Raw genomic sequence first — 11,585 nt, 5'->3', positions numbered from 1 at the left:
CGGCGAGTGAGCCGTTGTCGGAGGGAGCGGACACAATGGGCGGGTGAGTATGTCCAGCCTTCCCGCATCCGCCCGCGCCCCCCGGCTCCGCGAAGCCCTGCTCGCCGCCGACTTCACCGCCGACGGCCTCCTCGAACGGCTCGGCGCGTCGGCCTACGCTGCCCTGGCGCGCAGCGAGACCGTCCCCGCGCTCCGGGCCACCCGTGGGGACTCGCCGCTCGACACGCTGGTGCGGCTGTTCCTTCTCCAGCGCTCCGTCCCGGCGGCCCTCGCTGCCGCCGCGCTCCCCCTGGAGGAGTGTGTGGAGGACGGCTGGCTGGCCCGTGAGGGTGATCTGATCCGGGCTGCCGTCGACGTACGGCCGTACGGCGGGCCCGAGGGTCAGGACTGGTTCATCGTCTCGGACCTGGGTTGCGCGGTCGGCGGAGCCGGAGGTATCGGCTCGCACGAGGAAGGGGTCGTCCTCGGCGTCGGCGGAGCCTCCACCACGCTGGCCGGAATCACCGTGCGCCGGCCCGTCGCCTCGGCGCTCGACCTCGGTACGGGCTCCGGCATCCAGGCACTGCATGCCGCACAGCACGCCACCCAGGTCACCGCCACGGACGTCAACCCGCGTGCCCTGGACTTCACCCGGCTCACCCTCGCCCTGTCCGGCGCCGCCCCCGCCGACCTGCGGGAAGGTTCCCTCTTCGAGCCGGTCGGCGACCTGACGTACGACCTGATCGTCTCCAACCCGCCCTTCGTCATCTCGCCGGGTGCCCGGCTCACGTACCGCGACGGCGGCATGGGCGGCGACGACCTGTGCCGGACCCTCGTGCAGCAGGCGGGCGACCGGCTGAACGACGGGGGGTACGCGCAGTTCCTCGCCAACTGGCAGCACGTCGAGGGCGAGGAGTGGCAGGACCGGGTGCGTGCCTGGGTACCTGAGGGCTGCGACGCCTGGATCGTGCAACGGGAGGTGCAGGACGTCACGCAGTACACCGAGCTGTGGCTGCGCGACAGCGGCGACCACCGCATGGATCCGGCCGCTTATACGGAGCGGTACGAGGCGTGGCTGGACGAGTTCGAGGCTCGGAGCACCAAGGCCGTCGGCTTCGGCTGGATCACGCTCAGGAAGTCCGTCGCTGCCGCAGCCGGGAATCCCTCGGTCGTCGCCGAGGAATGGCCGCACTCGGTGGAACAGCCGCTCGGTTCGGCGGTGGAGGCCCACTTCGCGCGCCAGGACTACCTCCGTGAGCACGACGACGCGGCGCTGCTCGCGGCGCATTTCACCCTGGCCGAAGAGGTCGTTCAGGAGCAGGTCGGTCTCCCCGGGGCGGAGGACCCCGAGCACGTGGTGCTGCGCCAGCACCGTGGGATGCGGAGGGCGACCAAGGTCGACTCGGTCGGAGCCGGATTCGCAGGGGTGTGCGACGGTTCGTTGCCCGCCGGCCGGATCCTGGACGCCATCGCCCAGCTGATGGCGGAGGATCCGGTGCTGCTGCGGGACCGCACACCCCAGGCGATCCGGCTGCTGGTCGAGGAGGGCTTCATCGAGCCCGTCCTGGGTGGTGCGCGGGAGCGCTGACGGCCGCGCTCCGCTCCGGCGCGGACGTGTCACGCCCCACCCGCGTCACCACCTCTCCGAACAGCGGGTTGTCCGGGACCCTGAGCCGTGCCGACGGCAGTTGTGCGGATTCCGTTCGACGGGTTCCGGGCGGGCCGCGCGGCGGGTGTTCACCCGTAGTTCGCGTCGGCGTCGCGCGGGGGTGGCAGCCTCCCCACTGCCACGGTCGGCAGCGGCCGCAGCCGACGCGAAGAGGTTGAGGGGTACGGACATGGAGAGCGTCACCGCGGGCTTCGCCGGTACGGCATTCGCACTGTTCGGGGCGGCGCTCCTCGTCTGGACAGGGGCGCGTACGATCCGGCGCGCGCCGGTCGCACTCGGTGTGAGTCCCGTCGCGTCCACGACGCTCGCCACGCTCTTCGGCGTTCTCTTCCTCGCCGTCGGCGTCTGGTGTCTCACCCGCGTCTGAACCGCCTTCCGCGCAGGGCGGATCTCCGGACGGACGTGCGTTCCGCGGAGCTCCCGCCGGGTCTCGTGAACCCCGGTGCGGCAGACGTGCGAAGCGCGGACCGGGCGGTCCGGGCGGCAGGAATGCCGGAAGTCGGGTTACCGTTCGAGTGGCCGTTGCGGGCTTTTGCCGTTTGACACGGGGGCGGGTTGTACCGTCACACTCCGCAGCGACAGCACCGCGGGCAGCGTCACAAAGCTGCCCGGATGCCCCACGAGTGCCGACCGGAGAGAAGAGCGAAGTTGTCCCCGACCAGCGAGACCGCACAGGGCGGCCGCCGACTCGTCATCGTCGAGTCCCCTGCCAAGGCGAAGACGATCAAGGGCTACCTCGGCCCCGGATACGTCGTCGAGGCGAGCGTCGGGCACATCCGCGACCTGCCGAACGGCGCGGCCGAGGTCCCCGACGAGTACACCGGCGAGGTCCGCCGGCTCGGCGTCGACGTCGAGCACGACTTCCAGCCCGTATACGTCGTCAACGCGGACAAGAAGGCGCAGGTCAGGAAGCTCAAGCAGCTGCTGGCCGAGTCCGACGAACTCTTCCTCGCCACCGATGAGGACCGCGAGGGCGAAGCCATCGCGTGGCACCTTCAGGAAGTGCTCAAGCCCAAGGTCCCGGTCCACCGGATGGTCTTCCACGAGATCACCAAGGACGCGATCCGGGCAGCCGTCGCCAACCCGCGTGAGCTCAACCAGCGGATGGTCGACGCCCAGGAGACCCGCCGCATCCTCGACCGCCTCTACGGCTACGAGGTCTCGCCGGTCCTGTGGAAGAAGGTCATGCCGCGGCTCTCCGCGGGCCGTGTCCAGTCCGTCGCCACCCGTCTCGTCGTCGAGCGGGAGCGTGAGCGCATCGCCTTCCGCTCCGCCGAGTACTGGGACCTGACCGGTACGTTCGCCACGGGTCGCGGCGGCGACGCCTCCGACCCCTCGACGTTCACCGCGCGCCTCAGCGCCGTCGACGGACGCCGTATCGCCCAGGGCCGCGACTTCGGACCGGACGGTCTGCTCAAGGCCGCCTCCGGCCAGACGCTGCACCTGGACGAGGAGAACGCACGGGCCCTGGCCGCGGCGCTCGCGGACTCCGCGTTCGCCGTCCGCTCGGTCGAGTCGAAGCCGTACCGCCGCTCGCCGTACGCCCCCTTCCGCACGACGACCCTCCAGCAGGAGGCGAGCCGGAAGCTGGGCTTCGGGGCCAAGGCCACGATGCAGGTCGCGCAGAAGCTGTACGAGAACGGCTTCATCACCTATATGCGTACGGACTCCACCACGCTCTCGGACACCGCGGTCTCCGCGGCCCGGGCGCAGGTCACGCAGCTTTACGGGTCGGACTACCTGCCGGACAAGCCCCGCACCTACGCCGGCAAGGTCAAGAACGCCCAGGAGGCGCACGAGGCGATCCGCCCCTCCGGCGACCGCTTCCGCACCCCGGCGGAGACCGGCCTCACCGGCGACCAGTTCCGGCTGTACGAGCTGATCTGGAAGCGGACCGTCGCCTCCCAGATGAAGGACGCCGTCGGTAACTCCGTCACCGTCAAGATCGCCGGCCGGGCGAGCGACGGCCGGGACGCCGAGTTCTCCGCCTCCGGCAAGACGATCACCTTCCACGGCTTCATGAAGGCCTACGTCGAGGGCGCCGACGACCCGAACGCCGAGCTGGACGACCGCGAGCGGCGTCTGCCGCAGGTCACCGAGGGCGACGCGCTGACCGCCGACGAGGTCACGGTCGACGGGCACGCCACCAAGCCGCCGGCCCGCTACACCGAGGCCTCGCTGGTCAAGGAGCTCGAAGAGCGCGAGATCGGCCGCCCGTCGACGTACGCGTCGATCATCGGGACGATCCTGGACCGCGGCTACGTGTTCAAGAAGGGAACGGCACTGGTGCCGTCGTTCCTCTCGTTCGCCGTGGTCAACCTGCTGGAGAAGCACTTCGGCCGCCTCGTCGACTACGACTTCACCGCACGCATGGAGGACGACCTCGACCGCATCGCGCGGGGCGAGGCCCAGTCCGTGCCGTGGCTGCGGCGCTTCTACTTCGGCGCGGGCGCCGACACGGACGGCGCGGGTGCGGCGTCCGACGCCGGGAACGGCGACGGTGACCACCTCGGTGGGCTCAAGGAGCTCGTCACCGATCTCGGCGCGATCGACGCGCGGGAGATCTCGTCCTTCCCCGTCGGGAACGACATCATGCTCCGGGTCGGCAAGTACGGCCCCTACATCGAGCGCGGCGAGAAGGGCGCGGAGAACCACCAGCGCGCCGACGTGCCCGAGGACCTGGCGCCCGACGAGCTGTCCGTGGAGTACGCGGAGGAGCTGCTGGCCAAGCCGAGCGGTGACTTCGAGCTCGGCACGGACCCCGTCACGGGACACCAGATCATCGCGAAGGACGGGCGGTACGGCCCGTACGTCACCGAGGTCCTGCCCGAGGGCACGCCCAAGACCGGTAAGAACGCGGTGAAGCCGCGGACGGCGTCCCTCTTCAAGTCCATGTCGCTCGATACGGTGACGCTGGCCGACGCCCTCAAGCTGATGTCGCTGCCGCGCGTCGTCGGCGAGGACGCCGAGGGCGTGGAGATCACCGCGCAGAACGGCCGCTACGGCCCGTACCTCAAGAAGGGGACGGACTCGCGCTCGCTGACGTCCGAGGACCAGCTCTTCGACATCACGCTGGACGAGGCCCTCGCCATCTACGCGCAGCCCAAGCAGCGCGGGCGGGCCGCGGCCAAGCCGCCGCTGAAGGAGCTGGGCACGGATCCGGTGAGCGGAGCGCCGGTCGTCGTCAAGGACGGCCGCTTCGGCGCGTACGTCACCGACGGCGAGACCAACGCCACGCTGCGGACCGGTGACAGCGTCGAGGAGATCACCCCGGAGCGCGGGTACGAACTCCTCGCCGAGAAGCGTGCCAAGGGCCCCGCCAAGAAGAAGACGGCGAAGAAGGCGCCCGCCAAGAAGGCCACCGCCAAGAAGGCCGCCACGGCGAAGAAGACGGCCGCCAAGAAGACGACGGCCGCCAAGAAGACGACGGCCGCGAAGAAGACGACGACCGCGAAGAAGGCGGCCACCGCGAAGAAGGCGCCGGCCAAGAAGGCCACGGCATCGTCGACGACGGAGGACTGAGGCGCGGGACGGGCCGGGTGGCGGTGACCGAGAGGTCCCGCCGCCCGGCCGTCTGCCGTCGGGGCGCAGCACCCGCGGTCCGGACGTGATGCCCCCGTACGGGACGTACCGACGCCGTGCGGCCGGTTCCGCGCCGTACGGGCGCGGTTCGTCCGCCCCGCCGGTACCCCGTACCGCCCGGTTCACACGTGGCGGCCATATGTTCGGGTGCGGCCCCCGGCCACCGCGTCGCTGCCGATAGGCTGGGCGGATGACGCGAGCCGAGCAGCCACCGGTCGTGAGCCCCACCTCCGACACACTTGCCGCAGACTCACGCGAGCGCGCCGTACGAGCCCTCCTGCGTGTTCCCCCGCTCAGGCGGTTGTGGAGCGCCCAGCTCGTCGGCAGCATCGGCGACGCACTCGCCGTTCTCGTGCTTGTGCTGCTGTCGCTGCAAGCGGCGGTCGTCGAGGGCTCATTCGGCGCCGGATACCGCGGGGCGGCCTTCGCCGTCGCCGCCGTGTTCGGTGTCCGGATCCTTTCCACCGTGCTCTTCGGAGCCGTACTCCTCGGACCACTGACGTCGCTCACGGCGCCCGGCGGACCGCTGGACCGCCGCTGGCTGATGATCGGGGCGGACGGGCTGCGGCTCGCGCTGCTGGTCGTCGCGCCACTGTGGATCGACTGGGTGCCGGACAAGGCGCTCATGATGATCCTGATCACCGCCTTCGTGTCCGGTGCCGGTGAACGCCTGTGGACCGTGGCCAAGGAGAGCGCCGCCCCGGCACTGCTGCCGGCCCCGCCTCTCGAAGGCGCCGCCGTACGTCCGCTGCCCGACCACCTCGACGCCCTGCGCAGGCTCTCCCTGCGGACGAACTTCCTGGCGATCCCCGCCGCCGCGGCCGTACTCCTGGTCGCCGCGCTCATCGGTGAACTGCTGGGTACCGGGTTCGACTGGTTCTCCTTCCACCAGGCGGCCCTCGGTTCGTACGTCGCCGCCGGGCTCTTCGCGGCCTCGATCTCGACCCTGTACTTCCTCCACATCCCGGGTACCACCACCCCCCGGCCGCGCTCGCCCCTGGAGGGGCTGCGCCGTCCGGGCTCCGGCTCGGCGCCGGACAAGGGCCGTACCGGTTCCATCCGTCTCGTCGTCGCCGCGAGCGCGGCGGTCGCCGGAGCGGTCGCCGCGGCCGCCGCGGTCGTCGTGCTGCACGCCGTCGACCTGGACGGCGGGCCGGCCACCTTCGCGCTGCTGATCCTCGTCCTGACCGGCGGCACCGCCCTCGGTGTCCGTACCGCGCAGAAGGTGCTGCCCGCCCTGTCACGGCGTCGGCTGCTGGCCCTCGCCATCGCCGTCACCGGCGTCGCGATCCTCGTCCTCGGCCTGGTGCCGGACACGGCGACCGGGGTCCTCCTCGCGCTGCTCGCCGGTTACGCGGCCGGGGTCGCCGCCCATGTGGGGCACGCGATCATCGACCAGGAGACCGAGCCGTCCCGGCAGGCCAGGACCACCGAGCACCTCCAGGCCGTCGTCCGGGTGCTCGTCGCCCTCGGCGCGGTGGGGGGCCCGCTGCTCGCCGCCGCCATCGGCCGGCACCGGCTCGGTTCCGGCGACTTCGTCTTCGCGCACGGGGGCGCGGCCTTCGCGCTGATGCTCATCGGCGCGCTGCTGCTGCCCGTCGCCGTGATCGTCCTCGCCCGGATCGACGACCGGTCCGGGGTCCCGCTCCGCCGGGACCTGCGTGACGCGCTGCGCGGCGGCGATCCGGCCGTGGCGCCCGCCGCGACGGGCTTCTTCCTCGCCGTGGAAGGTGGTGACGGGGCCGGCAAGTCGACTCAGGTCGAGGCGCTCGCCGAGTGGATCCGCGCCAAGGGCCACGAGGTCGTCGTGACGCGCGAGCCGGGGGCGACCCCGATCGGAAAGCGGCTGCGTTCGATCCTGCTCGACGTGTCCTCCGCCGGGCTGTCCAACCGGGCCGAGGCCCTGCTGTACGCCGCCGACCGCGCCGAGCACGTCGACTCGGTCGTCCGTCCGGCACTGGAACGCGGAGCGATCGTCATCTCGGACCGTTACATCGACTCGTCCGTCGCCTACCAGGGCGCGGGCCGGGACCTCTCCCCGACCGAGATCGCCCGGATCTCGCGGTGGGCGACGAGCGGGCTCGTCCCGCATCTGACGGTCCTGCTGGACGTCGACCCGGAGACCGCGCGGGAACGCTTCACCGAGGCGCCCGACCGGCTGGAGTCCGAGCCGCCCGAGTTCCACAACCGGGTGCGGTCCGGATTCCTGACCCTCGCGGCCGCCGCCCCGCTCCGCTACCTCGTGGTGGACGCGGCGCAGGAACCCGAGGCGATCACCACCGTCGTGCGGCACCGGCTCGACCACCTCCTGCCCCTCTCCGAGGCCGAGATCAAGGCCCGGGAAGAGGCGCGCAGGGCCGCCGAGGAGGAGGCCCGCCGCAAGGCCGAGGAGGAGGCCGCCCGCAAGGCCGAGGAAGAGCGCCTGGAGCGCGAACGGCAGGCGCAGCTCGCCAAGCTCCGTGCCGAGGAGGAGGAGCGCCGCCGCCGCGAGGAAGAGGAGGCGCGCCGGCGCGAGGCCGAGCGGCAGGCGGAGGAGGCCCGGCAGCGTGCCGAGGAGGCCCGCCGCCGTGCCGAGGAGGAGCGGGCCCGCATCGAGGCCGAGGACCGGGCGCGCGAGGCCGAGCAGGAACGTCTGCGCAAGCAGGCCGCTGAAGAGGCCAGGCTCCGCAAGGAGGCGGAGGAGCTCCGTCTGGAGAAGCAGCGCAAGGCGGAGGAGGCGCTCGTACGGGCCGAGGAGGCGCGGCGCAGGGCCGAGGCCGAAGCGGCCGCCGCGGCCGCGGCGGCGTCGCGGGAGTCCGCTTCTTCGGCCGCTTCCGGCACCTCGGCGCCGGACAACGAGCTCACGGTGCCGACCCCGGTCGTGAACCCGAACGAGATCACGCAGCCGGTCCCGCTGGCCCGGCCGCAGGACCGTCCCGCCCACGACGCCGAAGAGACGGCCGTGCTGCCGTCCGTACGCGACGCGGACGAGACGGCCGTCCTGCCGCCCGTGCGGGACGAGAACCCGTCGGACCGGGTGCCGCCGGGTGTCTTCCGGGACGAGGGCGAGAACGAGCGCACGCGTGAGCTGCCGCAGATCGGCGAGGGTTCCCAGGACGGCGCCGGGGCCCAGGACCGTGGGGCCCGCCGGCAGCGTCCTCGCCCGGACTGGGCCGAGGAGACGCCGCTGGACGATCTGCCGACGCTGGCAGACGAGCTGCTCGGCGGCCAGGACGACGACCAGGACCGCCGTGGCCGCGGCGGCCGCGGGCCGCGCCGCTGACGCCCCACGGCGGGCCGCACGCCGACGGAGTACGGCGGGCCCGGCGCCCCGACGGCCGGTTCAGGTCGCTCGGGGTGCCGGGCCCGCCGCCGTGTTCCCCGGACCGTGCCCATGGTCCTGGGAGGCCCCGGCTGTCAGTCCCCTCCCGCACAATGGAATCCGGTTTTATCGGCACCACACCACCGGAAGGGCGGTGACCCATGACCGTATGGGACGACCTGGTCGGACAGGACCGAGTGCGGGAGCAGCTCGGTGCCGCCGCCCGGGACGCCGATGCGCTGGTCACCGCGAACTCCGACGGCGAGCCGGTGCCCCCGGGGTCCGGGATGACCCATGCTTGGCTGTTCACGGGCCCGCCGGGCTCCGGCCGGTCGACCGCCGCCCGCGCCTTCGCCGCGGCGCTCCAGTGCACCAGCCCCGACCGCGCCCTGGGCGGCGCCCCGGGGTGCGGGTTCTGCGACGGCTGCCACACGGCGCTGATCGGCACCCACGCGGACGTCGAGGTGATCCGCACCGAGCTGCTCTCCATCGGTGTGAAGGAGACCCGTGAGCTGGTCCGCCGCGCCCAGCTCTCGCCGGCCGTGGGACGGTGGCAGGTCATCGTCCTGGAGGACGCCGACCGGCTCACCGAGGGAGCGGGCAACGTCCTGCTGAAGGCGGTGGAGGAGCCCGCTCCGCGCACGGTGTGGCTGCTCTGCGCGCCGTCGCTCGAGGACGTGCTGCCCACGATCCGTTCCCGCTGCCGTCACCTCACCCTGACCACACCGCCGGTGGACGCCGTCGCGGAGGTGCTCGTCCGGCGGGACGGCGTCGACCCTGACCGGGCTGCCTCCGCCGCCCGCGCCACCCAGGGGCACATCGGCAGGGCACGGCGGCTGGCCACGGACGAGCGGGCCCGCGCCCGGCGCGCCGCGGTGCTCAAGCTCCCGCTGCGCGTCCAGGACGTCGGCGGTTGCCTCAAGGCCGCCCAGGAGCTGATCGACACGGCCGGCGACGACGCGAAGCAGGCGGCGGAGGAGGTGGACGGCAAGGAGACCGACGAGCTGAAGGCGGCGCTCGGCGCGAGCGCCGGAGGCCGGATGCCGCGTGGCACCGCAGGCGCGATGAAGGAGCTGGAGGACAAGCAGAAGCGCCGCAGGACGCGCACGCAGCGCGACAGCCTCGATCTCGCGCTCACCGAGCTCACCGGTTTCTACCGAGACGTGCTGGCCCTCCAGCTCGGCTCGCGGATCGCCCTCGCCAACACCGACGTACGGGACGCGCTCGACCGGATCGCCGAGTCCTCCTCACCGGAGGGGACCCTGCGGCGCATCGAGGCCGTGATCGCCTGCCGCAAGGCGCTGGACCGCAACGTCGCACCGCTGCTGGCGGTGGAGGCGATGGCCATGGCGCTGCGGGCGGGCTGACCGCAGCGCCGCCTCGGCCCGGCGTGACCCGAGCCCCCGCGTGCCCTGGCCTCCTCCCGTCGCCGCGACGCGCGAATTCACCCGTAAGAGCTGGGAATCGGTTGAGTCGTCACCCTGCGGCTACGCTCCGGGGATGGACACCAGGCGCCTGTTCACCGTCTTCGCCACCGCGCTCGGCACGGCCGGTCTGCTCGTCTCCGGCTGCAGCAGCGGCGGATCGGCGCCCCGCGCGTCGGCCACCGGCTCCGCCGTCGCCGAAGAACTCCAGCCGTACTACGCGCAGAAGCTGCGCTGGCGGGACTGCGGGGTGGAGGGCTTCCAGTGCACCACCATGAAGGCCCCGCTCGACTACGCGAAGCCCGACGGCGGCGACATCGACCTGGCCGTCTCCCGGAAGAAGGCCACCGGCCCGGGCAAGCGGATCGGCTCGCTCCTGGTGAACCCGGGCGGCCCCGGCGGCTCGGCCATCGGGTACCTCCAGGGATACGCGGCGATCGGCTACCCGGCCCCGGTCCGGGCTCGGTACGACATGGTGGCCATCGATCCGCGCGGGGTGGCCCGCAGCGAACCCGTCACCTGCCTCACCGGCAAGGAGATGGACGCCTACACGCAGGTGGACCAGACGCCCGACGACGACGCCGAGGCCGCGAAGCTGGACAAGGCCTTCGGCACGTTCGCGGCCGGCTGCGAGAAGCGTTCGGGCAAGATCCTCCCGCACGTCTCCACGGTCGAGACGGCACGGGACATGGACGTCCTGCGCGCCCTGCTCGGCGACGAGAAGCTGAACTACGTGGGCGCCTCGTACGGCACCTTCCTCGGCGCGACGTACGCCGACCAGTTCCCGGACCGTGTGGGGCGGCTCGTCCTCGACGGCGCGATGGACCCCTCCCTCCCGGCGATCGACATCAACCGCGACCAGACCGCCGGATTCGAGACCGCGTTCCAGTCGTTCGCGGCGGACTGCGTCAAGAAGAAGGACTGCCCGCTCGGCACCACGTCCACAGCCGACGCGGCGACCGCGCTGAAGAAGCTCTTCGCCGACCTGGACGCCAAGCCGATCGCGACCGGGGAGAGCCGGAAGCTGGGCGAATCCCTGGCGACGACCGGGGTGATCGCCGCGATGTACGACGAGGGAGCCTGGCCGCAGCTCCGGGAGGCACTCGCCGGCGCCCGGCGGGGCGAGGGCTCCGGTCTGCTCGCGCTGGCCGACAGCTACTACGAGCGGGAGCCGGACGGCACGTACGCGAACCTCATGTTCGCCAACGCCGCGGTGAACTGCCTCGACCTCGCCCCCGCCTTCACCGGCCCGGAAGAGGTCGAGCGGGCCCTGCCCGACTTCGAGAAGGCGTCGCCGGTCTTCGGCAAGGGCTTCGCCTGGGCGGCCCTGAACTGCGCCTCCTGGCCCGTCGACCCCACCGGCACCCCTCACCGCACCGAGGCGGAGGGCGCCGCCCCCATCGTGGTGGTCGGCACCACCCGCGACCCGGCCACCCCCTACAAGTGGGCGGAGTCGCTCGCCGAACAGCTCTCCTCCGGCCGTCTCCTCACCTACGAGGGCGACGGGCACACGGCGTACGGCCGCGGCAGCGACTGCGTCGACTCGGCGATCAACACCTACCTGCTGGACGGCACTCCGCCCGAGGACGGCAAGAAGTGCTCCTGACCTGCGCGTACGCCCGCGGGGGCG

Annotated in this window: 6 protein-coding genes; all 6 read left to right on the top strand. The window is 72.5% G+C overall.

Going from position 1 to position 11,585, the window contains the following annotated elements; genetic code table 11:
* Window positions 1-49: 49 nt before the first annotated feature.
* The 6 genes from SACTE_RS14850 to SACTE_RS14825 all read left to right on the top strand — a co-directional run bounded on the left by SACTE_RS14850 (window position 50) and on the right by SACTE_RS14825 (window position 11,561).
* Window positions 50-1,567 carry a class I SAM-dependent methyltransferase gene (locus tag SACTE_RS14850; protein ID WP_014046847.1) on the top strand — a complete coding sequence of 506 codons (1,518 nt, stop codon included), beginning with the start codon at window positions 50-52 and terminating at the stop codon, window positions 1,565-1,567.
* A gap of 250 nt (window positions 1,568-1,817) precedes the next feature.
* The gene (locus SACTE_RS14845; RefSeq protein ID WP_014046846.1) at window positions 1,818-2,015 is read left to right on the top strand and encodes a hypothetical protein; all 198 of its coding nucleotides are present in this window, start codon (window positions 1,818-1,820) and stop codon (window positions 2,013-2,015) included.
* Window positions 2,016-2,296: 281 nt separating this feature from the next.
* Window positions 2,297-5,170, top strand: coding sequence for a type I DNA topoisomerase (topA, locus tag SACTE_RS14840; protein ID WP_014046845.1), 2,874 nt, complete (start codon window positions 2,297-2,299; stop codon window positions 5,168-5,170).
* Window positions 5,171-5,420: 250 nt separating this feature from the next.
* A complete protein-coding gene (tmk, locus tag SACTE_RS14835; protein ID WP_014046844.1) occupies window positions 5,421-8,492 on the top strand; it encodes a dTMP kinase in 3,072 nt (1,023 codons plus the stop codon).
* Between the two features lie 200 nt (window positions 8,493-8,692).
* Window positions 8,693-9,898 (top strand): DNA polymerase III subunit delta', encoded by a 1,206-nt coding sequence (locus tag SACTE_RS14830; protein WP_014046843.1) that lies wholly within the window; start codon window positions 8,693-8,695, stop codon window positions 9,896-9,898.
* 133 nt (window positions 9,899-10,031) lie between these two features.
* Entirely contained in the window at window positions 10,032-11,561 is a 1,530-nt protein-coding gene (locus tag SACTE_RS14825; RefSeq protein ID WP_014046842.1) for an alpha/beta hydrolase, read from the top strand.
* Window positions 11,562-11,585 lie beyond the last annotated feature (24 nt).

Source organism: Streptomyces sp. SirexAA-E, from assembly GCF_000177195.2.
GTDB classification, from domain to species: Bacteria; Actinomycetota; Actinomycetes; order Streptomycetales; family Streptomycetaceae; genus Streptomyces; species Streptomyces flavovirens.
This window is presented reverse-complemented; position numbering and strand designations above follow the sequence as displayed.

Bases quoted from the DNA above. Each gene is read 5' to 3' on its own strand.
- SACTE_RS14850 (WP_014046847.1), top strand. From the start codon at position 50: ATGTCCAGCCTTCCCGCATCCGCCCGCGCCCCCCGGCTCCGCGAAGCC.
- SACTE_RS14845 (WP_014046846.1), top strand. From the start codon at position 1,818: ATGGAGAGCGTCACCGCGGGCTTCGCCGGTACGGCATTCGCACTGTTC.
- tmk (WP_014046844.1), top strand. From the start codon at position 5,421: ATGACGCGAGCCGAGCAGCCACCGGTCGTGAGCCCCACCTCCGACACA.
- SACTE_RS14830 (WP_014046843.1), top strand. From the start codon at position 8,693: ATGACCGTATGGGACGACCTGGTCGGACAGGACCGAGTGCGGGAGCAG.
- SACTE_RS14825 (WP_014046842.1), top strand. From the start codon at position 10,032: ATGGACACCAGGCGCCTGTTCACCGTCTTCGCCACCGCGCTCGGCACG.